This is a genomic window from Neorhizobium puerariae, from assembly GCF_042429745.1.
Lineage (GTDB): Bacteria > Pseudomonadota > Alphaproteobacteria > Rhizobiales > Rhizobiaceae > Neorhizobium > Neorhizobium puerariae.
This window is the reverse complement of record NZ_JBHMAA010000008.1, coordinates 377,736-400,775: the sequence shown is the minus strand read 5'-3', so window position 1 is coordinate 400,775 and position 23,040 is coordinate 377,736. Positions and strand designations below refer to the sequence as shown.

Annotated in this window: 21 protein-coding genes; 18 read left to right on the top strand and 3 right to left on the bottom strand. The window is 64.3% G+C overall.

Features of this window, described 5'->3' with window-relative positions; translation table 11 throughout:
* The first annotated feature begins 57 nt into the window (after positions 1–57).
* Genes minC through minE form a run of 3 tightly spaced genes read left to right on the top strand, consistent with a single transcriptional unit; the run spans position 58 to position 1,894 of the window.
* Positions 58–789, top strand: a complete 732-nt coding sequence (gene minC / locus ACFFP0_RS07235; RefSeq protein WP_377258196.1) for a septum site-determining protein MinC — start codon at positions 58–60, stop codon at positions 787–789.
* A 32-nt stretch (positions 790–821) separates the two neighbouring features.
* A complete protein-coding gene (gene minD / locus ACFFP0_RS07230; protein ID WP_377258193.1) occupies positions 822–1,637 on the top strand; it encodes a septum site-determining protein MinD in 816 nt (271 codons plus the stop codon).
* Positions 1,634–1,894, top strand: a complete 261-nt coding sequence (minE, locus tag ACFFP0_RS07225; RefSeq protein ID WP_377258190.1) for a cell division topological specificity factor MinE — start codon at positions 1,634–1,636, stop codon at positions 1,892–1,894. Before minD ends, minE begins: the two co-directional genes overlap by 4 nt.
* A 59-nt stretch (positions 1,895–1,953) precedes the next feature.
* On the opposite strand, the gene ACFFP0_RS07220 is transcribed toward minE, so the two are convergent.
* Positions 1,954–2,607, bottom strand: a complete 654-nt coding sequence (locus ACFFP0_RS07220) for a glutathione S-transferase (RefSeq protein ID WP_377258187.1) — start codon at positions 2,605–2,607, stop codon at positions 1,954–1,956.
* 126 nt (positions 2,608–2,733) lie between these two features.
* Here ACFFP0_RS07220 and ACFFP0_RS07215 point away from each other — a divergent pair, with 126 nt between their 5' ends.
* The 10 genes from ACFFP0_RS07215 to ACFFP0_RS07170 all read left to right on the top strand — a co-directional run bounded on the left by ACFFP0_RS07215 (position 2,734) and on the right by ACFFP0_RS07170 (position 15,354).
* Positions 2,734–3,948: a polyhydroxyalkanoate depolymerase gene (locus tag ACFFP0_RS07215; protein WP_377258769.1), complete on the top strand. Its 1,215-nt coding sequence runs from the start codon at positions 2,734–2,736 to the stop codon at positions 3,946–3,948.
* 82 nt (positions 3,949–4,030) lie between these two features.
* Positions 4,031–5,404 (top strand): malonyl-CoA decarboxylase, encoded by a 1,374-nt coding sequence (locus tag ACFFP0_RS07210; protein ID WP_377258184.1) that lies wholly within the window; start codon positions 4,031–4,033, stop codon positions 5,402–5,404.
* The gene (locus ACFFP0_RS07205) at positions 5,404–6,933 is read left to right on the top strand and encodes a malonate--CoA ligase (RefSeq protein ID WP_377258181.1); all 1,530 of its coding nucleotides are present in this window, start codon (positions 5,404–5,406) and stop codon (positions 6,931–6,933) included. The genes ACFFP0_RS07210 and ACFFP0_RS07205 overlap by 1 nt, the downstream gene beginning before the upstream one ends.
* 88 nt (positions 6,934–7,021) lie before the next feature.
* Positions 7,022–8,689 (top strand): UGSC family (seleno)protein, encoded by a 1,668-nt coding sequence (locus tag ACFFP0_RS07200; protein WP_377258178.1) that lies wholly within the window; start codon positions 7,022–7,024, stop codon positions 8,687–8,689.
* Positions 8,690–8,691: 2 nt separating this feature from the next.
* Complete coding sequence (locus ACFFP0_RS07195) at positions 8,692–9,654, top strand: NAD(P)/FAD-dependent oxidoreductase (RefSeq protein ID WP_377258766.1); 963 nt, start codon at positions 8,692–8,694, stop codon at positions 9,652–9,654.
* Positions 9,655–9,661: 7 nt separating this feature from the next.
* Positions 9,662–10,351: a GntR family transcriptional regulator gene (locus tag ACFFP0_RS07190; protein ID WP_377258175.1), complete on the top strand. Its 690-nt coding sequence runs from the start codon at positions 9,662–9,664 to the stop codon at positions 10,349–10,351.
* A gap of 110 nt (positions 10,352–10,461) precedes the next feature.
* Positions 10,462–11,511, top strand: coding sequence for an ABC transporter substrate-binding protein (locus tag ACFFP0_RS07185; RefSeq protein WP_377258172.1), 1,050 nt, complete (start codon positions 10,462–10,464; stop codon positions 11,509–11,511).
* A gap of 91 nt (positions 11,512–11,602) precedes the next feature.
* Entirely contained in the window at positions 11,603–13,351 is a 1,749-nt protein-coding gene (locus ACFFP0_RS07180) for an ABC transporter permease (RefSeq protein WP_377258169.1), read from the top strand.
* On the top strand, positions 13,351–14,421 hold the full coding sequence (locus ACFFP0_RS07175) for an ABC transporter ATP-binding protein (protein WP_377258166.1): 1,071 nt from the start codon (positions 13,351–13,353) through the stop codon (positions 14,419–14,421). Before ACFFP0_RS07180 ends, ACFFP0_RS07175 begins: the two co-directional genes overlap by 1 nt.
* A 471-nt stretch (positions 14,422–14,892) precedes the next feature.
* A complete protein-coding gene (locus tag ACFFP0_RS07170; RefSeq protein WP_377258163.1) occupies positions 14,893–15,354 on the top strand; it encodes an RrF2 family transcriptional regulator in 462 nt (153 codons plus the stop codon).
* A 72-nt stretch (positions 15,355–15,426) separates the two neighbouring features.
* Here the strand turns inward: ACFFP0_RS07170 and ACFFP0_RS07165 are convergent, their stop codons facing one another.
* Positions 15,427–16,644: an SfnB family sulfur acquisition oxidoreductase gene (locus ACFFP0_RS07165; protein WP_377258160.1), complete on the bottom strand. Its 1,218-nt coding sequence runs from the start codon at positions 16,642–16,644 to the stop codon at positions 15,427–15,429.
* Positions 16,645–16,915: 271 nt separating this feature from the next.
* Between ACFFP0_RS07165 and ACFFP0_RS07160 the strand changes: the two genes are divergently transcribed.
* Positions 16,916–18,262 (top strand): LLM class flavin-dependent oxidoreductase, encoded by a 1,347-nt coding sequence (locus ACFFP0_RS07160; RefSeq protein WP_377258157.1) that lies wholly within the window; start codon positions 16,916–16,918, stop codon positions 18,260–18,262.
* 145 nt (positions 18,263–18,407) lie between these two features.
* Positions 18,408–18,599 carry a hypothetical protein gene (locus tag ACFFP0_RS07155; protein WP_377258154.1) on the top strand — a complete coding sequence of 64 codons (192 nt, stop codon included), beginning with the start codon at positions 18,408–18,410 and terminating at the stop codon, positions 18,597–18,599.
* Positions 18,600–18,690: 91 nt separating this feature from the next.
* Here the strand turns inward: ACFFP0_RS07155 and ACFFP0_RS07150 are convergent, their stop codons facing one another.
* Positions 18,691–19,701, bottom strand: coding sequence for a LacI family DNA-binding transcriptional regulator (locus ACFFP0_RS07150; protein WP_377258151.1), 1,011 nt, complete (start codon positions 19,699–19,701; stop codon positions 18,691–18,693).
* A 167-nt stretch (positions 19,702–19,868) separates the two neighbouring features.
* On the opposite strand from ACFFP0_RS07150, the gene ACFFP0_RS07145 reads away from it, so the two are divergent.
* The 3 genes from ACFFP0_RS07145 (at position 19,869) to ACFFP0_RS07135 (ending at position 23,040) form a co-directional block, all read left to right on the top strand.
* The gene (locus tag ACFFP0_RS07145) at positions 19,869–21,113 is read left to right on the top strand and encodes an ABC transporter substrate-binding protein (protein WP_377258148.1); all 1,245 of its coding nucleotides are present in this window, start codon (positions 19,869–19,871) and stop codon (positions 21,111–21,113) included.
* Between the two features lie 140 nt (positions 21,114–21,253).
* Positions 21,254–22,177, top strand: a complete 924-nt coding sequence (locus ACFFP0_RS07140; protein WP_377258763.1) for a carbohydrate ABC transporter permease — start codon at positions 21,254–21,256, stop codon at positions 22,175–22,177.
* On the top strand, positions 22,174–23,040 hold the full coding sequence (locus tag ACFFP0_RS07135) for a carbohydrate ABC transporter permease (RefSeq protein WP_377258145.1): 867 nt from the start codon (positions 22,174–22,176) through the stop codon (positions 23,038–23,040). Before ACFFP0_RS07140 ends, ACFFP0_RS07135 begins: the two co-directional genes overlap by 4 nt.

Below are 23,040 nucleotides of genomic sequence, written 5' to 3'. Positions count from 1 at the left end.
ATTAACCGTTTGTTAACCATGGCGGCGATAGACATGGTCAACGATTTCTTTACGTAGATGACCAAAGTGCTAACAACAGACGCTCGCTCGATCCGTATCAAGGGCCGCTCTTTCCTGGCGGTTGTGTTGGCTCCGGACCTTCCTTTCGATGACTGGCTGGCCCGGCTCGACGATCTGGCCTCCCGTTCGGCCGGTTTCTTCCTGGGACGTCCCGTCGTGCTCGACGTGACCGACCTGCCGATCGACCGGGCGCAGCTGAAGGAGCTTCTCGCCGAATTTGCCCAGCGCAATGTCAGCATCATGGGCATCGAGGGCGCGCGCCCGTCGATCCTCGCCCAGGGCATGCCGCCGGCGCTGAAAGGCGGAAAGCCGGTTTCCGACGAAGCCGTCGCCAAGGAGCCGGTCATCGAGCTGCGCAACAGCCACGACAAGGCTGCGGCGGCCGAGGCGCGCCCCGCGCTGCAGTCCATCATCATCCGCGAGCCGGTGCGGTCGGGACAATCGGTCATCTTTCCGGAAGGCGACGTCACGGTCATCGGATCGGTCGCCTCGGGCGCGGAGATCATCGCCGGCGGATCGGTCCATATCTACGGCACGCTGCGCGGCCGGGCGATGGCGGGTTCGGTCGGGAACGCGTCCGCACGCATTTTCTGCCGCAAGCTGGAAGCCGAACTGCTTGCGATCGACGGCATCTACAAGATGGCGGAAGACATGGCGCCGGGCCTTCGCGGAAAGTCCGTCCAGCTCTGGCTCGAAGGCGACACCATAATGGCAGAGACACTTATCTGAGCCGGAGATCGGCCGGGAAACAGGAGAGAAAGATGGGGAAAGTCATCGTAGTCACGTCGGGCAAGGGCGGGGTTGGCAAGACGACCTCCAGCGCGGCACTCGGAGCGGCCTTGGCCCAGAAGGGCGAGAAGGTCGCGGTCGTCGATTTTGACGTCGGCCTGCGCAATCTCGATCTGGTCATGGGCGCGGAACGGCGGGTGGTCTACGATCTCGTCAACGTCATCCAGGGCGAGGCCAAGCTGTCGCAGGCGCTGATCCGCGACAAGCGGCTCGAGACGCTGTTCCTGCTGCCCGCCTCGCAGACGCGCGACAAGGACGCGCTGACGCCGGAAGGCGTGGAGCGCGTGATGGGCGAGCTGACGCGTTATTTCGACTGGGTCATCTGCGACAGCCCGGCCGGGATCGAGCGCGGCGCGACGCTGGCCATGCGCCATGCGGACATGGCGGTCGTCGTCACCAATCCGGAAGTCTCGTCGGTCCGCGATTCCGACCGCATCATCGGCCTGCTCGACGCCAAGACCCTCAAGGCGGAACGCGGCGAGCGCATGGAAAAGCACCTGCTCCTGACCCGCTACGACGCCAATCGCGCCGAACGGGGCGACATGCTCAAGGTCGACGACGTTCTGGAAATTCTCTCGATCCCGCTCATCGGCATCATCCCGGAGAGCATGGATGTCCTGCGCGCCTCCAATATCGGCGCTCCGGTCACGCTGGCGGATGCGCGCAGCGCCCCCGCCATGGCCTATTTCGATGCCGCCCGCCGCCTTTCCGGCGAGGTGCTGCCGATCACGATTCCCGGTGAGAAACGGGGCATCTTCGGCAAGATTTTCGGAAGGAAAGCTGCATGAGCATTTTCAGTCTCTTCCGCAAGCAGAGATCGGCGCCGATGGCGCGCGAGCGTCTGCAGGTGCTTCTCGCCCATGAGCGCGCCTCGGCCGGATCGGATCTGGTCACCGTGCTGCGCGAGGAAATCCTCGCCGTCATCGCCAAGCACGTCCAGGTCGACAGCGAGAAGGTGCAGGTGAAGATGGACCGCGACGAAAACGTCTCCATCCTGGAGATCGACGTGGAAATCCCGCTGGACGCCGCCCAGCAGGCGGCCTGAGCGCCCGCCCGCCTCCCGGAACCATCAGGACATCCGGTTCCGGGATTGCCCGGAGCCGGTCAGAATTCGACTTCCAGCTCGACGATCTCGTCCGGCTCGGCCAGTGCGCCCTCGGTCCATTCGGCCATCAGCGGCCAGGCGAGCACGGTGTCGCAATAGGCCGCGAGCTTCGGCGCCAGTTCCACCGCATAGGTGCGGAACCGGGAGCAGACCGGCGCGTACATGGCGTCGGCGACCGTCGGAACCGCGCCGAACAGCCAGGGTCCGCCGCTCGCCTCCAGGCATTCGCTCCAGATCGTCTTCACCCGCTCGACATCCGGCCGCGCGCCGGAGAAGATCTTGAAACGCTCGTGCCGCGCCTTGAGGTTCATCGGCAGGGCGGAGCGCAGGTTGTGGAAACCTGAATGCATTTCCCCAGACACCGCGCGACAGCGGGCGCGGGCGACCGGATCTGCCGGCCACAGGCCGGCCTTCGGGAAGGTTTCGCCGAGATATTCGGCGATCGCCAGCGTGTCCCACACCGTCACGTCGCCATGGGTGAGCCGCGGCACGAGGACGGAGGGAGAGAGCAGCAGAAGCTCCTGGCGGGCGTTCTCGTCGAGCTCGACCAGCACTTCCCTGAAATCGAGCCCCGCCATGCGGCACAGGAGCCAGCCGCGCAGCGACCATGAGGAATAGTTCTTCGAGGAAATCGTCAGTGTCGCCTGCGCCATCGGTCTACAATCCTTGCCGGGCCATCTTACGTCGCGGCGACAATCTTCTCGCATCGAAGCGGATATTGCACTAGCATTTTTGCACTGCCGCAATTTCGCGGCCGGGCGGGAGCCGGGTTCATGCTCATGTTCTATCAGGCTTATCAGTTCCAGGACGATCTCATGGCGCCGGTGCGGGATTTCGCGCATCGCCTGCAGATGCTGACTTCGGCCCTGTTCTGGGACGCGGGAAGCGAGATGGGGCGTCCCCTTTCCGCCGCGCTGGAGATGGTTTCCCGCTTCCGGCTGACCCATGAGCGGCCGGATTTCGAGATATCGTCGGTGACGATCGGCAACCGGCCGGTGCCGGTCGCGGTCGAAACGGCGCTGGACCTGCCCTTCGGCAAGCTCCTGCATTTCGTGGCGGACGTCGATACGCCGCGTCCGCGCCTGCTGGTGGTCGCCCCGCTGTCGGGGCATTTCTCGACGCTGCTGCGCGGGACCGTGCAGACGCTGTTGCGCGATCACGACGTCTACATCACCGACTGGGCCAATGCCCGCGACGTGTCGCTGTCGGCCGGCCGCTTCGGCGTCGACGACTATGTGGACTACGTCATCCGCTTTCTGGAGGAGATCGGCCCCGGCGGGCATATCCTCGCCGTCTGCCAGCCCTGCGTCCAGGCGCTCGTCGCCGTGGCGGTGATGTCGGAGGACCGGCACCCGGCGACCCCGCGGACCATGACGCTGATGGCTGGGCCGATCGACCCGCGCGAAAGCCCGACCGCGGTCAACGAGCTCGCCCTTTCCAAACCGCTCTCCTGGTTCGAGGATTCATTGCTTTCCGGCGTTCCGCTCGGCTTTCCGGGCCAGGGGCGGCGTGTCTATCCCGGCTTTCTGCAGCTCGTCGCGTTCATGAGCATGAACATGGAGCGGCACCTGGAATCCCATCGCAAGCTCTACGGCTGTCTTGCCCGGGGCGAGACGGCCGAGGCCGAAAAGATCAAGACCTTCTACGACGAGTATTTCGCCGTGCTCGATCTCACCGCGGAATTCTACATCGAGACGATCGACCGCGTCTTCCAGAAGGCGGAACTGGCGACCGGCGATTTCACCTATCATGGCCGCAAGGTCGATCCGGGCCAGATCCGCAACACCGCGCTGCTGACCGTCGAGGGCGGGCGCGACGATATCTGCGGGCTTGGCCAGACCTCGGCGGCGCATGATCTCTGTCGCTCGCTGCGGCCGCACCTGAAACGTCATCATCTTCAGGCCAATGTGGGCCATTACGGTGTCTTCAGCGGGCGCCGCTGGGAAGCGGAAATCTATCCGGTCGTCCGCAACATGATCCTCGCCATGGAATAACTCCACGCTTCGAGGCTGCGTGGAGCGGCTTGCATACGATCATTCTTCTGTTGTATGCAACAAGCGGGTAGGAGATGAAGAGATGAGCCGCAGGGAACCAGTTTTTGGGTGGTGGGACGCTCCTCCGTTGATCGGCGAGCTGATCCAGTCATTGTCCGGTCGCGGCAAGGCGCTGTTCGGGTTTTCCTCGCAGCCGGTGCAGAACCGCGACCTGACGGGCCTTGCCGAGATGATCCTGTCGCGGCGCGGCGAGGTTTCCGGCGCGATCCTGGCGGAAGCCTTTCTCGAAGCCTACCGGCAGGCGAGCGGCGCGGAGCGCGAAGCCTTCATGCGCGCCTTGCTGGAGCGGTTCGGCCCCGACCGGGGCGCCCTGGAGGAGGCGGTCGCCGCCTACCAGGCCGAGCCGGACGCGAAAACCATCGCACGGCTGCACGAGGCCGCCGAACCGCGCCGGCAGGAGCTTTTCCGTCGCATCAACTTCGCCAGGCACGGCACGGCGACGCTCGTCGAGATGCGCGAGCACCTGATGGACATGCTCGGCAAGGAACCGGCGCTGCAGCCGGTCGACCTCGATTTCTGCCACCTCTTCTCCTCATGGTTCAATCGGGGTTTCCTGATGCTGCGATCGATCGACTGGAGCACGCCGGCCAATATCCTGGAAGCGCTGATCCGTTACGAGGCGGTGCACGACATCGACGGCTGGGACGACCTGCGCCGGCGGCTGGCCCCGCCCGACCGCCGCTGCTTCGGCTTCTTCCACCCGCAATTGGAGGACGAGCCGCTGATCTTCGTGGAAGTGGCGCTGACCGACCACCTTTCTTCCTCCGTCGATGCTCTGCTGGCGCGGGATCGCGAGCCGATGGACCCGAAGGACGCGACAACGGCGGTCTTCTATTCGATCTCCAACTGCCAGCGCGGCCTGACCGGCATCTCGCTCGGCAATTTCCTGATCAAGCAGGTGGTGAACGACCTGAAGCGCGACCTGCCGAAGCTCGAGAACTTCGTGACGCTTTCGCCCATTCCTGCTTTCGGCGCATGGCTGCGCGGCGAAACCCGCGTCGAGGACAGCGACGAGGTCGCCGCGGAGAAGAAGCTGCTCGTCGCCCGGCTGGACGGCGACTGGGCGTCCCGCAGCGAGCAGGAGCTCGACTGGCTCCGGCGCGCCATGCTGCCGCTCGGCGCGCACTACCTGCTGAACGTCCGGCGGGGGAACGGGCGGCCGGTGGACCCCGTGGCCCGCTTCCATCTGGGCAACGGAGCGCAGGTCGAGCGGCTGAACTTCCTTGGCGACCGTTCGGCCAAGGGCATGCACCAGTCCTACGGGCTGATGGTCAATTATCGCTACCGGCTCGGCGAAATCGAAAAGAATCATGAAGCTTACGCCGAGAACGGCCATATCGCGGCGATGCCGGCGCTGCGCAAACTGGCCCAACCGGTATCGCAGGAGGTGTTTTGATGGCTGGCAATCTCTACGACGCGCTGCTGGGCGAGGCGGGGCAGGAGGAGCGGCCGCTGCTCCGGGACGAAACGGTTGGCGTCATGAGCTATCGCGGCTTCGCCGATCAGTGCGCGCGGCTTGCCGGCGCCCTTCTCGACGCCGGCCTCCAGCCGGGCGACCGTGTCGCCGTGCAGGCCGAGAAATCCGTCGCGGCGCTGGCGCTCTACCTTGCGACGGTGAAGGCCGGCGGCATCTATCTGCCGCTCAACATCGCCTATACGCCTGCGGAAATCGAATATTTCCTGAACGACGCCCAGCCGGCGATCTTCGTCTGCGATCCGGCGAAGCTTGCGACGCTGGAGCCCGTCGCGAGCGCCGCCGGCGCCAGGGCGCTGACGCTCGACGCGGCTGGCGGGGGAACGCTTGCCGATGCGGCCGCGGCCGCCCGGCCGCGTGTCGAAACCTCGATGCGCGGCGGCGGCGACATCGCCGCGATCCTCTACACATCCGGCACGACGGGGCGCTCCAAGGGGGCGATGCTTTCCCACGACAACCTGCTTTCGAACGCCCGTTCGCTGGTGGAAAACTGGCGGTTTACGGACCGGGACGTGCTGATCCACGCCCTGCCGATCTTCCACACGCACGGGCTTTTCGTGGCGACCAACGTGGTGCTCGCCTCGCGCGCCTCGATGATCTTCCAGGCGAAATTCGACCCGAACAGGATCATGGAGGCGATGCCGCAGGCGACATGCCTGATGGGCGTGCCGACCTTCTATACCCGCCTCCTGCAGCATCCCGGCCTCGACCGGGAAAGCACGGCGCACATGCGCCTGTTCGTTTCCGGTTCTGCGCCGCTCCTGGCCGAGACCCACAGGGAATGGCAGGAGCGGACCGGCCACGCGATCCTGGAACGCTACGGCATGACCGAGACCAACATGAACACGTCGAACCCCTATGACGGCCGGCGTATCGCCGGAACGGTGGGTTTTCCGCTGCCGGGCGTCGAGGTTCGCATCGCCGATCCGGAAACCGGCGCGGTGCTGGGCGGCCAGGAGATCGGCATGATCGAGGTGCGCGGCCCGAACGTGTTCCAGGGGTATTGGCGCATGCCGGAAAAGACCGCCGCCGAATTCCGCAAGGACGGATTCTTCATCACCGGCGACCTCGGCAAGATCGATGCAGACGGCTATGTGCACATCGTCGGCCGCGGCAAGGACCTCATCATCACCGGGGGCTACAATGTATACCCGAAAGAGGTCGAGATGGAGATCGACGCCATGCCGGGCGTCAACGAAAGTGCCGTTTTCGGCGTCAGGCATCCGGATTTCGGCGAGGGAATCATCGCCGCCGTGGTGCTGAAACCCGGCGCGGACCTGACCGAGCAGGGCGTCATCAAGGCGCTCGACAGCCGGCTGGCCGCCTATAAACGCCCGAAGAAAGTGGCTTTCGTGGCCGAACTGCCGCGCAACACCATGGGCAAGGTGCAGAAGAATATGCTGCGCGACCAGTTCGCCCGCACTTTCGAGCCCGCGGAGGCAGCAAAATAAGCCAACCTGATTTTAGGGCTTGACGGCAGATGTATACGCGTGGACTATGGATTGCATACGAGCAGTGTCATTTCGGGGAGGAGATGGAATGCTGCAGCAGGGCAAGCCGGAGAGCGGTCAGCCGCTCGTCACCGTCCACAATCCGATGGGTTATCCGCCGAAGGTGAGCCGCAAGCAGCCGGCCGCCCGGCCCGCGAGCCTCGACGGGAAGGTCGTCTACCTCGTCGACAGCCGCTTCGACGATTCCATCGAACTGCTGAAGCAGGTCGAGGCCTGGTTTGCCCGCAACATGCCCTCCGTCGAATTGCGCATCCGGCAGCTCGCCAGCACCTATGCCAAGGATGACCCGGCGCTCTGGGAAGAGATAAAGGCGAACGGCCATGCCGCGATCATCGGCGTCGGCCATTGCAGCACCTGCGCCCCGGCCGTCACCACCCATGCGATCACGCTGGAAACCCGATACGGGGTTCCGACCGTCGCGATCCACACCGACAAGTTCGACAAGGTGGTGCGCTCCGTCGCCAGGATGGGCGGGCTGGCGCAGCAGCCGCTGGTCTTCGTGCCGCAGCCGGTGATGGGCAGGACGCCGGAGGAACTGCGCGCCTATGTGGAAGGCGTCGACCCGGTCAACGGCAGGCCGGTGATGCGGGAGATCGTCGAGGCGCTGACCGTCGGCCTTGCCGCCGGCGCCGAGGACGGGCAGTTCGAGCGCAGCACGCCGCGTCATGTCGAGCCCGACACCGAGGACAATCTCCACGCCTTCTTCCTGAGCAACAACTGGACCGACAAGCTGCCGATCGTCCTGCCGACCGACGCGCGGGTGGCGGACATGCTGGCCGGTACCTCCCGCAAGCCGGACGAGGTGGTCGGCCACATGCAGCCGACGACCAATCGCGGCCTGTGGGAATACACGGTCGAGAAGGTCGCCGTGAACGCGGTCATGGCCGGCGCTCGGCCGGAATATTTCCCGGTGATCCTGGCGCTGGCGGCGGCGCAGGTCACCGCCCGCGGATCGACCTCCAGTTCGGCGGCCGCCATGGCGGTCGTCAACGGGCCGATCCGCGGCGAAATCGGCATGAACTGCGGTGTTGGCGCGCTCGGCCCCTACAGCCATGCGAACGCCACGATCGGCCGCGCCTTCGGACTTCTTTCGCAGAACCTGCAGGGCGGCTCGGTTCCGGGCGAGACCTTCATGGGTTCGCTCGGCAACAGCTATACCTACAACAACCTGACATTCGCGGAGAACGAGGAGCGAAGCCCCTGGGAGCCGCTGCATGTCCAGAAGGGTTTCGACGCGAAGGCGAGCACGGTGAGCCTTTTCCACGGCTGCCGCTCCACGACCTTCAGCCTGGGGCTGCGCAGGGAATACTGGCGCGAACATGTGCGCGACATGCTGCTCGGCACGGATGCGATCACCGCGCCGGTGCTGGTGCTCGACCCGATCTGCGCGCGCCAGTTCATCGATCGCGGCGGCTTCGTGAAGAAGCGGGACCTGCTCGATTTCATCTACGAAACGGCGCAGATGCCGGCCGGCCGGTACTGGGACCTGCAGCTCGTCCAGAATTATGTCTATCCGCGCGCCACCTTCGGCGAGGAGCCGATGGCGGGCAAGCTGAAGGCGGGCCGGGACGACCTGATCCATATCTTCCGTGAGGAGGACATCAACGTCGTCGTGGTCGGCGGCGAGTCCAACGGCTACTGGCAGATCTACGGCGCGCATTACCGCACGACCGTATCCGTGGACGACTGGCGGTGACCATGGGCGCGAACGACTACGATATCGCGGTCATCGGCGCCGGCGTCGCGGGGCTCAACGCGGCGATCGCCGCTGCCCGGCATGGCGCGCGCGCCATCGTCATCGACAGGCTCGGCGCCGGCGGCCAAGTGATCAACGTCGACCGCATCGACAATTTTCCCGGCCCGGCGGAAGGCATGTCCGGTTTCGAGCTCGGCCCGATGCTGCAGATGCAGGCGGACGAGGCGGGCGTGGAATTCGCGCTGGATACGATCGAGGCGATCTCCGGGACCGATGCCGGATTTCGGATCGCAGGCGCCGATTTCCAGGCGACGGCCCGTGCGGTTATTATTGCTGCCGGCTCATCAAAGCGCACACTCGATATTCCGGGCGAAGCGGAGTTCGAAGGGCGCGGGGTTTCCCACTGCGCCTCCTGCGACGGTCCGCTGATGCGCGGCAGGGAGGCCTGCATCGTCGGAGGCGGCGATTCCGCGCTGGACGAGGCGCTGGCGCTTTCCGCCCATGCGTCGCGGGTCACCGTCATCCATCGCGGACTGAAGCTGACGGCCAGCGCGGCGCTGCAGGCAAGGATACGCGAAGCGGCGAATATCGACGTGCGGCTGGAGACGGCCGTGCAGGCGATCCGCGGCGAGGGCGGCGTGACGGCTCTTGCCATACGCGATCTTTCCAGCGGCGCGGAGACCGAGATCCCCTGCCACGGCGTCTTCATCTATATCGGGCTGGAGCCGAATACGGCTTTTCTCGGCAACATGGTCGCGCTCGACGACGACGGCCGGATCGCGGTCGATCTCGACATGCGGACATCGGTGCCGGGCATCTTCGCGGCCGGCGACGTCCGCGCGCGTTCGGTCGCGCATCTGGCGGCTTCGGCCGGTGACGGGGTGACGGCGGCGATTTCGGCCGTGCGCTACCTCGGCCCGGATGATATCGGGCAGCCGGTGAAACGTTACGCATCGGCGGGATAGGGCGTCCATGAACGTGCAGATCAAGGGCAAGCAGGGCAAACCGAGCGTTCGCGACGCGATCGAGCAGGATATCGTCACGGGCTTCTATGCGCCCGGCGACCGGCTCGACGAGGCGGGCCTTGCGGCGCGGCACCAGGTGTCCCGCACGCCCGTCCGCGAAGCGCTCATCCAGCTCAACACCATGGGCCTCGTCAAGATGGTGCCCAATCGTGGCGCCTTCGTCGCCCAGCTCACGATCACCGAGCTGGTCGAGATGTTCGAGGTGATGGGCGAGCTCGAAGCGATGTGCGCCCGGCTTGCGGCGCGGCGCATCCGGCCGGAGCAGCTGAAGCTGCTGGAGGAGGCGCAGGCCGCCTGCGCCGCCGCCCAGCAGGCGGGCAATTCGGACGACTACTATTACGCCAACGCGGAATTCCATCGGCTGATCTACGAGGCGAGCGGCAACGGCTTCCTTGCGGAAAACGCCCATGCGCTGCAGCGGCGGCTGAAACCCTACCGGCGGCTGCAATTGCGGGTGCCGGGCCGCGTGAACAGTTCGCTTGCCGAGCACGAGGAGGTGCTCGTGGCGATCCGTGCCCGCGACGATGCCCGCGCCCGCGACGCGATGCGCAACCACGTCGTCATCCAGGGCGAATATTTCAGCGACTTCCTGGCGCTGATGCGCCCGGCCGAACGCCAGCTGATACCCGGGGAGTAAGGAGGAACGGGCTCTCCGGGGAGGTAAGGAAAGGGAATGGATGGAATCTGGAGGCCCGGGAGGGTCGGGCCTCTTGCCGGCTGCCGCCGGCTTCAACGGGAGGAGAGATCATGAAGCATGCCTTCAAATATGTGGCCGGCATCGTCCCGGCGTTCTTGCTGGCGACCGGCATCGCCGCCGCCGCCGAAATGACCGCGGCGGAAAAACAGCTCTACGAAGCCGCGAGGAAGGAAGGTTCGGTCACCTGGTACGTCTCGCAGACGACGACCGAGTTCGCCGACGGCATGTGCGCCCTTTTCAAGAAGAAATACGCGGGCGTCGAATGCAACGTGGTGCGCGCCTCCGGCCAGGTGATCTTCCAGCGTCTCGTCCAGGAACTTCAGGCCAAGGCCGTGCAGGGCGACCTGATGTCGACCAATGACGACGGCCAGATGCTGCAGCTCAAGGAACAGGGCGCGCTTGCCCAGTTCGCGCCAGAAAACCTGAAGGACATGGTGCCGGAGCTTCGTGCGCTGGCCGACAAGGAGAACTACTGGATCACTTCCGGCGTCTCGCCGCTGGTGATCGCCTACAACACCAGGCTCGTCACCGAGGCGGAGGCGCCGAAGAACTGGACCGATTTCACCGACCCCAAATGGAAGGGGCAGGTGGCGATCGGCCATCCGAGCTTCTCGGGCAGCGTCGGTCTCTGGACGATCATGATGAACGATCTCTACGGCTGGCATTTCTTCGAGAAGATCGAGAAGAACCAGCCGCAGATCGGCCGCTCGGTGGCCGATGGCCACAATCTCGTGGTTTCGGGCGAGCGCAAGGTAGCGCTGGCGCCGCTGCCGCTGATCCTGTCGGATGCGGCCTCGAAGAAGGCGCCCGTCGCCGTCGTCTATCCGACCGACGGAGCGCTGCTGCCGCCGTCCGCCACCGGTATCCTGAAGGACGCGCCGCATCCAAATGCGGCCCGGCTCTTCGAAAACTTCCTGCTCGGGCCGGAGATCGCCGAATATTTCGCCAGGGACTATCGTTATCCGCTGAGGGCCGGCGTGCCGCTCGCACCGGGCATGCGCCCGCTCGACAGCTACAAGACGAAGTCGATCGGGACGTCCGAAGGCATCAGCAAGCTGCCGGACGTGCAGGCGAAGTTCCGCGACACGTTCGGAATCTGAGACCCGACCGGAGGCCGGCCGGGACCGGCCTCCCAGCCCGCCTGAAGCGGACGAATATCCGACGCCTCCAGCGACGAAGTGAGCGCCGATCATGACGAGTGTTTCCGATACCGATGCGATGAGCTGGTCCAAGGACGAACCGGCGAAGGTGCGCGTGCCCTGGCATCAGCGGTTGCAGCCCGCCAACCTGCTCTGGCTTTTCCTTGCCGGCATCCTGGTCGTGCTGATCATCGCGCCGATGTGGACGCTCGTCGTTTCCAGCTTCACCGATGCCAGGACCGGCGGCTGGACGCTGCATAACTATGTCGAGGCCTATGGCAAGGAGCGGCATATCACGGCGCTGACCAACACCTTGAAGATGGGGGCGGCCGTCGTCGTGCTGAAGCTCCTGTTCGGCGTGCCGCTTGCCTGGGCCTGCACCCGCACCGACATGCCGGGCCGCAACTTCGTGCGTTACGCCGTGTTCGGCGCCTTCATCATGCCGCCCTATCTCGCCGGCGTCGGCTGGATACTGCTCGCCGGCCCGAATACCGGCTGGATCAACAAGATCTGGCATGCCCTGACGGGATCGGCGGAACCGCTGGTGAACATCTTCTCCTTCGGCGGGCTTGTTCTGGTCACGGCGATCGGCGGGTTCTTCCTCGTCTTCGTGCTGGTGAGCTCGGCCTTCGAGATGATCTCGTCGGAAATGGAGGACGCCGCCAACATTCTGGGCGCCGGGCCGTTCAAGACGGCGATGAAGGTGACGTTCCCCCTCGTCATGCCCGCGATCGTCGGGGCGGCGCTTCTTTCCTTCCTCGGGGCGATCGCGCTTTACGGCGTGCCGGCGCTGATCTCCATTCCCGCGCGTTATCCGGTCGTGGTGATCCAGCTCACCGAGTTCTTCTCCTTCCCGCTCCGGCTGGAAGTGGCGGCCGCCTATTCGATCCCGCTGCTTTTGATAACCGCGGCGCTCCTCGGCCTGCAGAAGCTGATCCTGCGCCGCAAGGGGTATGTCGCGGTCAGCGGCAAGGGGGGCGAGCGGCGCATCGTCAAGCTCGGCAAATGGCGCTGGGTGCTGTTCGCCTATTGCATGGCCGTCGTGTCGTTCGCCGTCATCATGCCGCTTTTCGTGCTGCTGCTCGCCGCCTTCTCGCAGTCCTGGACGACGGGCCTCTCGCTCGACAACTTCACGCTCGCCAATTTCCGCTACGTGCTCTTCGAGCATTCGAGCTCGCAGAAGGCGCTGATCGGCAGCGTCGGCCTCGGCATCGCCGCGGCTTCCGTCGCGATCGTGCTCGCGCTGTTCATCGCCTATATCGTGCAGCGCCGGCTTTTGCCCTTCTCGGGCGTGCTCGCCTTTCTTGCGGTCTCTCCCTATGTGGTGCCGGGCATCGTGCTGGCGATCGGCTTCTATGCGGCCTACGCCCTGCCGCCGGTGGCGCTCTACGGCACCTACATGATCCTGGCGCTCGCCTTCATCACCCGCTTCCTGCCGATCGCCTTCACCACCAGTTCGGCCGGCGTGCGCAGCATCCATCCCGAAATGGAGGAGGCGGTGCGCATTCTCGGCGGCGGGCGCACGACAGCGATCCGGCATGTGGTGGGGCCGCTCCTGAAGCGCACGCTGGCCGGCGGCTGGCTGCTGATCTTCGTGCCGGCGGCGCAGGAACTCTCGACCGCCATCTTCCTGGTCGGACCCACCACGCGCGTGGTTTCCGTCGTGCTGCTCGATCTCAGCGAGGAGGGCGAGCTCGAAAAGCTCGCGGCGCTGGGTTCGCTTCTGTTGATCATCATCGTTGCCGTCGTCGCGCTCGGGATGAAATATCTCGGCCGCGACTTCATGTTGAGGAGGAGCTGATGGACGGACTTGTCCTCAGGAGACTGGGTCGCCGTTTCGGCGCCGTCGATGCCGTTCTGGATTTCGACCTGCATATCAAGCCGGGGGAATTCGTGTCGCTGCTCGGGCCTTCCGGCTGCGGGAAGACGACGACGCTTCGGATGATCGCCGGCTTCATCGATCCGACCTCCGGGTCGATCGAGCTCGACGGCAAGGTGCTTTCGGCGCCTTCCGGCTCGGTGCCGCCGGAAAAGCGCGGCATGTCGATGATCTTCCAGTCCTATGCGATCTGGCCGAACATGACGGTGTCGGAAAACGTCGCCTTCGGCCTCAACCTGCGGAAGCTGCCGTCCGGGGAAATCAAGGCGCGCGTCGGCGCCGTGCTGGAAACGGTCAGGATGAGCCATCTGGCCGACCGTTATCCCGCGGAGCTTTCCGGCGGGCAGCAGCAGCGCGTGGCGCTCGCCCGCGCCGTCGTCATCCGCCCGGCGGTGCTGCTGCTCGACGAGCCGCTTTCCAACCTCGACGCCAACCTGCGCGAGGAGATGCGCTTCGAGATCAAGCGCATGCATGACGAGTTCAAGATCACCTCGGTCTATGTCACCCACGACCAGGGCGAGGCGATGGTGACGTCCGACCGCATCGCGGTGATGAACAACGGCCGGCTCGAACAGATCGACAGCCCCTACGCGCTCTACAGCCGCCCGAAGACGCGGTTTGTCGCGAGCTTCATCGGCCGTACGAATTTCCTTTCGGGCCGGTGCGGCAACAACATGATCGATTTCGAGGGGTTCAGCGTGCCGCTGGCGGCGATCGGCGAGGAGGTGCCGGGCGGAGGACCGGTCACCGTGTCCATCCGGCCTCAGGCCATGAAGCTTTCCGCCACGCAGACGCCGAAGGACAGGACGATCAGCCTGCCGGGTTCGGTGAAGCAGTCCTCGTTCCTCGGAGAAACCTGGGATTACGTCTTCCAGTCGCGCGAAGGGGGGCTGCAATTCCGTGTCGCGGCGCCGCCGGCGGACGTCTTCCAGGTCGGCACGCCCGCCTGGCTGCAGATCGATCCGGCGCAGATCGTTCCGATCGCGGAGTGATACGGCGACCGTCGGGCGGACGTGGATGAAGGAACCCGGCTTTTTTCGCTGCAGATGCTTTTCCGAATGAGGATCGTTCTCCCGGCGGGCGGATGGTCCCGTTCGGAATTTGTCGCGATCTGCTCCGATGGCGGTAGCATTTTCCCCGCGACGCTTGCCGATCGGAATGCGGGTTCCTTTAGTATATGGATTTTATGGATAATATGAGCGCCAACGGTCCGGGGCCCAGGGGCGTCCGGTGCGGGATTACAGTGCTTCGCGGCCCATTGTCGAGGGCCGGGCGAGTTCGGGCGAAGTTTGAGCGATCTTCGTCTGTGCAGGCGGGCGGCCTTCTTTCGGGGGCTGCCCGCCTTGTTTCTTCGGAGTTTTATTGAAACTCGCGTTGAACCTTTGACGTTCGTCCTGTATCGATGTGCCATCTCCGGCAGCAATGTCGGAGCCGATTGCGTTCAGGCGGACTTTTGATCTTCGATGCTTACCAAAAAGGGAAAATACGGCCTCAAGGCGCTCGTGCATCTGGCGCAGCTTGAACCCGGCAAGACTGCCTTCGTCAGCGAGATCGCCGAGCAGAACAATATTTCCAAGAAATTCCTGGATGCGATCCTGCTCGAACTGCGCAAGGGCGGCATGTTGCGGTCGAAGAAGGGGCCGGGCGGCGGTTATGCGCTGTCAAAGCCGGCTTCGCAGATCTATGTCGGCCAGGCGGTGCGTATTCTCGACGGGCCGCTCGCGCCGATTCGCTGCGCCAGCAAGACCGCCTTCGAGCTGTGCGACGACTGCGATCATCCGGAAGACTGTCAAATCCGCCATGCGATGACGGATGTGCGCGACGCCATCGCATCCGTGCTCGACAAGATGACGCTGGAGCAGATGGTTGCCAAGCGGTCGAGCGGCCTGCTCGACGACACCGAACCGGCCAGCAAGCAGGGCTAGGGCCTTCCGGGAACGTGCGCGGCGGCTTTCCCTCCGGAATTGCGGCGGCGACATGCATGAAAGCAACAGGCCCTAGAATTGCCCGTTGGGCTTCGGCACCGCGCCGTTGAGGTGATAGTCGCCGATCGCATGATGTTTCCAGCGCACCGGATCGTGCACCGTATGGGTGCGGGCATTGCGCCAGTGCCGGTCGAAATTCAGTTCTTCCTTGGTGGAGGACGTTCCCGCGAGTTCGAACAGGCCGTTGGTCGCGTCCATTGCGGCTTCCGTCGTCAGGATCTTCGCCGCCGCGACGGCCAGCGAAGCCTCGATCGCGGTTTCGGGCGAAGGCGTGATCTGGGCGACGTCCACCTTGCGGCCGGCCCGCTCCAGCACCGCCGCCGCCGCTTCCAGCTTCACCGCGATCGAACCGGCGCGCGCGACGGTCAGCGGGTCGTTGCTCGCCTTCTCGATGCCGAGATTGCGCATGCCGCGGGATTTCCGGCGGACGAAGTCCAGCATGTCGGTAAAGGCGGCGCGCGCGATTCCGAGATCGATCGCCGAGTGCAGAAGCTGGCCGAGCGAGCCGACGGGGGCATGCCGCTCGAAGCTGCGATGATAGGCGATCACCGAGTCCGCTGGGACATAGACATTCTCGATCAGCACTGTGCCGCTGGCGGTCGTGCGCTGCCCGAAACTGTCCCAGTCGTCGACGATGGCAAGGCCATCCGTGTCCCGCGGCACGATGGCCATGGCAAGCCTGCCATCGGGATCGATCGCGAAGATCGCCACCCAGTCGGCGAACAGCGCGCCGGTGGAGTAATATTTGCGGCCGTTGATGCGGTAACCGACGCCATCCGGCACCAGCCGCGTCTCGATATCGCCGGCCGCCGCGACGCCCGCCTCGGCGAGCGCATTGGCGAAATGCTCGCCGGCGAGCGCGCGGGCGAAGAAGAATTTCTTCTGCTCCTCCGTGCCGCAGAGGCGGAGCGCTTCGAGGATATGGTAATGGTTCTGCGGGATCTGGCCGACCGAGGCATCCGCTTCCGAGATGATGGCGATCACCTCCGCCAGGAAGGCGTTGGAAATATCCGCCCCGCCATATTCGGCCGGCACGGTGATGCCGAGCAGGCCAGACTGGGTGACCAGCTCCACTTCGTCATGGGGCAGAAGCCTCTGCCGGTCGCGCAGGTTCGAGCCCTCCGCGATCCTTGCGCCCAGCGCCTTGGCGACGTCGAGCGCCTCGTCCTCGGTGGCGATATAGGGAGCCACTGCCTTGATCTTTCCTGCCAAATGGAAAACCCTGCTCATGTGCGTCTCCTGGATGAAGCTATTATTCAGCCACGCCGCAAAGGCCGGGAGAAGGAATAAAGCTTCAATTGCGTCCGCCGAACGGAGTGAATTTTCTCTTTTTGGCGGCTGAAAGGCGAGATTTTGGGTTTGTCGCGGCAAGTCGGGAGATGAGGGGAAGAATTTCTCCGGCGCGATTTGATCCGGGAAGAAGATTCCTTAGCGCCCGGGAGCTGGGTGCACTAGGTTAGGAACGACAGATGGTTCCTCCCTCCGGCAAGAGCGTCTTCCCATGGCGAAATCCCTTCACCTGACTGCCTTCATGCGTCCCGTCAGCCTGCATACCGGCGCCTGGCGTTATCCGGGTGCCTATCCGGACGCGAATTTCAACTTCGCCCACATCAAATCCTTCGCCGAGAAACTGGAGAAGGCGAAATTCGATGCCTTCTTCATGGCCGATCATCTGGCGGTGCTGAACATGCCGGTGGAAGCCCTGAAACGCAGCCATACGGTGACGTCCTTCGAGCCCTTCACCCTGCTTTCCGCCCTTGCGGCCGTGACCGACAGGATCGGGCTTGCGGCGACGGCCTCGACCACATTCGACGAACCCTATCACGTCGCCCGCCGTTTCGCCTCGCTCGACCATATCAGCAACGGCCGCGCCGCCTGGAACATCGTCACCACCTCCAACCCGGATGCGGCGCGCAATTTCGGTTTCGACGAACATGTGGAACATGGCGAACGCTACCGGCGGGCGCGGGAATTCTACGATGTCGTCACCGGCCTCTGGGACAGTTTCGCCGACGACGCCTTCATCCGCGATCCGCAGAGCGGCATCTTCTTCGATCCGGAAAAGATGCATGTGCTCGACCACAAGGGCGAGGAACTGAGCGTCCGCGGGCCGCTGAACATCGCCCGGCCGGTGCAGGGCTGGCCGGTGATCGTGCAGGCCGGCCAGTCGGAGCCCGGACGCCAGCTTGCCGCGGAGACCGCCGAAGTGGTGTTCTGTTCGCCGCGCGACCTTGCGTCCGGCAAGGCGCTCTACGCGGATATCAAGGGGCGCATGACGGCGCTTGGCCGGGACCCCCGCCATCTGAAGATCCTGCCGGCAGCCCTCGTCGTCGTCGGCGACACGGTTGAGGAGGCGAAGGCCAGGCGCGCCAGGCTCGACAGCCTCGTGCATTACGACAGCGCCATCGCATCGCTTTCCATCGCGCTCGGCTACGATGCCTCCGGTTTCGACCCCGACGGGCCGCTGCCGGAGATTCCCGACACCAATGCCAGCAAGACGGGCAGGGCAGGGGTCCTGAAGCTTGCGGAACAGGAAAAGCTCACGGTGCGCCAGCTCGCCCAGCGCTACGGCGGCTATTCGGGCCTTGCCTTCGTGGGGACGCCCCAGACCATCGCCGACGAGATGCAGTCCTGGCTTTTCGAGGAGGCCTCCGACGGTTTCACGGTCGTCTTTCCCTACCTGCCGCAGGGGCTGGACGATGTCGCCCAGCGGCTGATCCCGGAACTCCAGCGCCGCGGCATCTTCCGCCGCGACTACGAGGGAACCACGCTGAGGGAGCATCTCGGCCTGCCGCGGCCCGCCAACCGCTTCTTCGCCCCGGCGGGACAAGGCCCCTTGCAAAGATGACAATTTCGCGAAACGCCACATTTTCGACACAACTGCTCCGAAATCGTTACTTATTTAGTATAGGGTTTTTATAGACTACATTGACCGAAACCCCGTTTGGCCCGACAATCCGGTGGCATGATGCTAACCCAACTGGAGGCTGACGATGGTCGGTGGTGGCTTTTCCCTGTTTGGATTTGATCTGTTCGGACTGAGCCGGCGTGACCCGTCGAGGACGGGCGAGAGGACTGCGGAGCACCAGGCTTCCGAAAGGGCGAAGGACGATCACGACGGCCAGCGCCTTGCCGACCGCGAATATTCCGAAAGCTTCTTCTGGGGCATGTACCCCATCTATTGACGTGGCGGGCCGCGGCGACGCCAGCCGGCTCTATAATATAAGAGTCGATCGCGAGCGACGTTCGATCTGACTGCCCGGCTCAGGCGCGGGATCAGCCCGAGGCCTGTGACGACTGCCGCAGAACGAGCCGGCAGGGCAGCCTGACGATGCCGGGCGTGACGGTTTCTCCCCTGGAAAGATGCAGCATGGCGAGGCCTGCCCTGCGCCCCAGTTCCTTCAGCTCCATGTCGATCGTGGTCAGCGGCGGACGTGTCTGCCGGGCGATGACCTCCCAGTTGTCGAAGCCGACGACGGAAATGTCGCCCGGAACCGAAATGTTGCGGTCGCGAAGCGCATCGATGACGCCGCGGGCGATCTCGTCGTTGCCGCAGAAAATCGCATCCGGACGAGGATGCGCGTTTCCCGAAAAGACGGCTTCTATCGCTTCGTATCCCCATTCCTCCGACCAGTCGCCGACCATGACCTCCCATGGGTCGTCGCAGCTTTGGCGATAGCCCTCGGCGCGGATGCGGACCGCGAGATAATCCGTCGGGCCGGTGATGTGCAGGATGCGCGAGCGGCCGATCTGCTTCAGGTGCTCGACCGCCAGCCGGGCGCCGTGGGCGTCGTCGGGAACGAAGCTGACGTTCTGGGGAGGGCCCTCGGCAAAGGCATAGACGACCGGAATGGGCAGCGAGAGCAGTTCCGGGGGCGGCTTCACGTCGCGCCGCGTCGCGGTGAAGATGATGCCGTCCACCTGCTTGTCGAGCAGCGCCTGCAGGTGAAGCCGCGCCAGACGCTCGTCATTGTTGGTCGCGCACAGGAACACCGAGACGCCGTGGTCGACGAGGACTTCGGAAACGCCGGCGCCCATCGGCAGCGTCAGCCTGCCATAGGTGTCGTTGGTGAGCATTCCTATTGTAAGGCTTCTCTTACTGATAAGGCTGCGGGCCAGGGCGTTCGGACGGAAGCCGATCTCCTGTGCGATCTGGCAGACCCGGTCCCTCGTTTCCATGTTGACGCGGCCCACGCCATTGAGCGCGTTCGAGGCTGTCGAGAGGCTCACGCCGGCTGCTTTCGCGACATCCCGAAGGGTCCGTCTGCGGTGAAAGATCTGCTTCATCTGGCGCTTTCCAATTGTCTGAAAAAAGGTTTTATCAAATGAATTCAACCTTGCAAAAAGGTTTTTGCATATTTCTGCACACAAAACGTCGACAAGGTTGGGAAACTGCCCTACCGTTTCTTCACGTCCATCAACGGTATGCGACGAATAACCAAAAAGGGAACGCGATGTACAAGAGCAAACTGATGCTTGCTGCGCTCACGATTGCAGCATCCACGTCCATTGCCCATGCCGAGGAAGTCGATCTCTGGGTCCGTACCTCTTCCGGCGCCGTCCTGCAGGCGCTTGCGGAACAGTACAATGCCAAGCACAAGGACAAGGTCACCGTCACGCAGATCACGGCGGAGCAGATGGTTCCGAAGCTCGGGGCCGCGATCGCCGGGGGCTCCCCGCCGGAAGGCGCGGTTCTCGACCTCATCTACCTGCCGACCTTTGCCGCGAACGACAGCCTCGAGGACATCACCGATTTCGTGAAGGGCCTTCCCTACGCCGCCGCGCTGAGCCCGTCGCATATCCGTCTTGGAACCTATGACGGAAAGATCTACGGCGTGCCGGCTTTGCCGGATGCCTCGATCATCGCCTACAATACCGAGCTGTTCCAGAAGGCCGGCCTCGATCCGAAGAAGGCTCCGGCCTCGCTTGAGGAGGTCGCCGAGGACGCCAGGAAGATCCGCAAGCTCGGGGCCGACACCTACGGCTTCTATTTCGTGGCCAATTCGGGAAGCTGGCTGATCTACGACTTCCTGCCGCATATCTGGGCCGCCAAGGCGGATATCCTGAGCGAGGACGGCAGGCAGGCGACCGTCGACACGCCGGCGCTTCGGGATACGTTCGCCGCCTATCGCGACATGTGGTCCGCCGGCGCCATCCACCCCACGTCGCGCTCCGGCAACGGCAACAATGCCGTCGAGGCCTTCGCCTCCGGCAAGGTCGGCGTGCTGATGACCGGCTCCTACATCGTCAACCTGCTCACCAGCAAGTACCCGGACGTCAAGTTCGAGGTCGCGCCGATCCCGGGCCCGAAGGGCGGCCAGTCGAGCTTTGCCGGCGGCGATTCGATCGCCCTGATCAAGGGCATCAGCGAGGAGAAGAAGAAGGTGCTGCTCGACTTCGTGGACTTCTACATGCAGCCCGAGCAGCAGGTGTTCATCACCAAGGAATCCGGCATGCCCTCGCGCACCGACCTTGCGGACCGGGCCTATGCGCAGTTCGACAAGCGCAACCTCATCGCCTACGACGTGCTGGCGAAGGCGCGCACGCCCTACACCTTCTCCTCCGACGAGCTGTTCGTCAGCCGTACCGGACCGTTCCTCAACCTGATCCAGGGGGCGATCTTCGGCGACGACGTCGACGGCGCGGTGAAGAAGGCGCAGGACGAGTTCAAGAAGATCCTCGACCGCACCAATCCCTGAGGTTCGTCCCCCCCCCCCCGGGGGGCGGTTCTGGCCGCCCCCGGGGGATCGCCTGCCGCGGCTCGCCCGCGGAGGCCGAAGAAAACGCCGCCCTGCGGCCGATGTTCACATAGTAAGAAGGACTCTGCACCTTGGTGTCCATATCCAAGACGGGAGAGGCGCATCCTGCTCCGGTCGCTGCAACCAGCCGCGAGCCGCATGGATGGCTGGGTCTCGCCTTCATCGCGCCGAGCATGGTCTTCATCATGGCGCTGTTCGTCATTCCCCTGGCCATGACGATCTGGATGAGCTTCTATCACTGGCCGCTGCTCGGCCGTAAGAAGTTCATCGGCCTCGCGAACTATGCGGAATTGCTGGGCGACACCCAGCTCTGGCATTCGCTCGGCTTCACGCTGCTCTATACGATGCTGGTGACTGCCGCCATTCTCGCGGTCGCGTTTCCGCTGGCCCTGCTTGTCGACCGGCCGCTGAGGAGCGCGGGCTTTTTCCGCACCATCTTCTTCATGCCGGTGGTCATCGGTTTCGGCGCCGCCTCGACGTTATGGATGTGGCTGCTCAATCCGGACAGCGGCGTCTTCTCCCGCCTTCTGCTCGGCCTCGGCCTGGCGGAGGTCGCGCCCCGGCCGCTGGAAAGCTTCTGGCCGGCGCTCGCCGTCGTCATCCTGATGGTGGTCTGGAAGACGGCCGGCTTCACCATGGTGATCCTGCTGACCGGGCTGCAGAGCATCCCCGCGGAAGTGGTCGAGGCGGCGAAGATCGACGGCGCCGGGGTCTTTTCCCGTTTCCGCCGGATCACCCTGCCGCTGATGCGCAATTCCCTGCTGCTTGCGATGGTTCTCAACATCACGTCGTCCATGCTCGCTTTCGACCAGTTCTTCATCGTCACCCAGGGCGGACCGGAAAACAGCACGATCTCGGCGGTGTTCTCCATCTATCTGGCGTCCTTCTCGTCCTATCGACTGGGCTATGGCTCGGCCCTCTCCTTCGCCCTCCTGGTCGTGCTGGTCGCCATCAGCTCCATCCAGCTCAGCTTCATGCGCGAACGTCCGGAGGAAGGCCGATGAGCGGTTTCAGCCAGTCATCCGAGCGTACCGCCGGCGAGCGGCTTGGTCACACCACCTTCATCCTGGTGTCGCTGCTTTTCGCCATCTTCTTCCTGATGCCGATCGTCTGGTCGGTCGCCAATTCCTTCAAGCCGGCGGCCGAGGCGCTCGCCAATCCGGTCGCGCTCTTTTCCAAGGCCTTCTCGCTGGAAAACTACCGGCGGCTGGAGGATGTCGGCGCCGGCTGGTACGTCTATGCGACGAACTCGGTGCTGATCGCGCTCGGCACCATCGCGCTCACCGTTCTGGTCTCGGTGCCGGCGGGTTACGGTTTCTCGAAGTTCCGCTTTCCCGGCCAGTCGCTGATCTTCGTGATCGTCATGGCGACGATGATGATCCCGTTCCAGTCGATCCTGACGCCGCTCTTCCTGATCCTGAAGTTCCTCGGGCTGCAGAACAACCTGTTCGGGCTGGTGCTGGTCTACACGACCTTTCAGCTTCCCTTCTCGATCTTCATGATGCGCAACGCCTTCGACGCCATACCGGGCGCGCTGATCGAGGCGGCGCGCATCGATGGCGCCTCGCAATGGACGATGATGCGGCGCATCATGATGCCGCTGGCGCTGCCGGGCGTCGCGACCGTCGCGATGTTCGCCTTCCTCAATTCCTGGAACGAGTTCCTGGCCGCGCTGATCTTCCTGTCGGACCAGAACAAGTTCACGCTTCCGATCATGCTGGTGAACGTGTCCTCGGGCATCTACGGCATCATCGACTGGGGCGCCCTCCAGGCCGGCATCACGGTCACCATGGTGCCTTGCATCCTGCTTTTCCTCGCTCTTCAACGCTATTACGTGCGCGGCCTCACCGCCGGCGCCGTGAAATGA

Excerpts from the sequence above, each read along its gene's own strand:
- ACFFP0_RS07175 (WP_377258166.1), top strand. The coding sequence starts at position 13,351 with ATGGACGGACTTGTCCTCAGGAGACTGGGTCGCCGTTTCGGCGCCGTC.
- minE (WP_377258190.1), top strand. The coding sequence starts at position 1,634 with ATGAGCATTTTCAGTCTCTTCCGCAAGCAGAGATCGGCGCCGATGGCG.
- ACFFP0_RS07200 (WP_377258178.1), top strand. The coding sequence starts at position 7,022 with ATGCTGCAGCAGGGCAAGCCGGAGAGCGGTCAGCCGCTCGTCACCGTC.
- ACFFP0_RS07195 (WP_377258766.1), top strand. The coding sequence starts at position 8,692 with ATGGGCGCGAACGACTACGATATCGCGGTCATCGGCGCCGGCGTCGCG.
- ACFFP0_RS07165 (WP_377258160.1), bottom strand. The coding sequence starts at position 16,644 with ATGAGCAGGGTTTTCCATTTGGCAGGAAAGATCAAGGCAGTGGCTCCC.
- ACFFP0_RS07135 (WP_377258145.1), top strand. The coding sequence starts at position 22,174 with ATGAGCGGTTTCAGCCAGTCATCCGAGCGTACCGCCGGCGAGCGGCTT.
- ACFFP0_RS07210 (WP_377258184.1), top strand. The coding sequence starts at position 4,031 with ATGAGCCGCAGGGAACCAGTTTTTGGGTGGTGGGACGCTCCTCCGTTG.
- minC (WP_377258196.1), top strand. The coding sequence starts at position 58 with ATGACCAAAGTGCTAACAACAGACGCTCGCTCGATCCGTATCAAGGGC.
- ACFFP0_RS07215 (WP_377258769.1), top strand. The coding sequence starts at position 2,734 with ATGTTCTATCAGGCTTATCAGTTCCAGGACGATCTCATGGCGCCGGTG.
- ACFFP0_RS07180 (WP_377258169.1), top strand. The coding sequence starts at position 11,603 with ATGACGAGTGTTTCCGATACCGATGCGATGAGCTGGTCCAAGGACGAA.
- ACFFP0_RS07150 (WP_377258151.1), bottom strand. The coding sequence starts at position 19,701 with ATGAAGCAGATCTTTCACCGCAGACGGACCCTTCGGGATGTCGCGAAA.
- ACFFP0_RS07145 (WP_377258148.1), top strand. The coding sequence starts at position 19,869 with ATGTACAAGAGCAAACTGATGCTTGCTGCGCTCACGATTGCAGCATCC.
- ACFFP0_RS07205 (WP_377258181.1), top strand. The coding sequence starts at position 5,404 with ATGGCTGGCAATCTCTACGACGCGCTGCTGGGCGAGGCGGGGCAGGAG.
- minD (WP_377258193.1), top strand. The coding sequence starts at position 822 with ATGGGGAAAGTCATCGTAGTCACGTCGGGCAAGGGCGGGGTTGGCAAG.
- ACFFP0_RS07170 (WP_377258163.1), top strand. The coding sequence starts at position 14,893 with ATGCTTACCAAAAAGGGAAAATACGGCCTCAAGGCGCTCGTGCATCTG.
- ACFFP0_RS07220 (WP_377258187.1), bottom strand. The coding sequence starts at position 2,607 with ATGGCGCAGGCGACACTGACGATTTCCTCGAAGAACTATTCCTCATGG.
- ACFFP0_RS07160 (WP_377258157.1), top strand. The coding sequence starts at position 16,916 with ATGGCGAAATCCCTTCACCTGACTGCCTTCATGCGTCCCGTCAGCCTG.
- ACFFP0_RS07155 (WP_377258154.1), top strand. The coding sequence starts at position 18,408 with ATGGTCGGTGGTGGCTTTTCCCTGTTTGGATTTGATCTGTTCGGACTG.
- ACFFP0_RS07190 (WP_377258175.1), top strand. The coding sequence starts at position 9,662 with ATGAACGTGCAGATCAAGGGCAAGCAGGGCAAACCGAGCGTTCGCGAC.
- ACFFP0_RS07185 (WP_377258172.1), top strand. The coding sequence starts at position 10,462 with ATGAAGCATGCCTTCAAATATGTGGCCGGCATCGTCCCGGCGTTCTTG.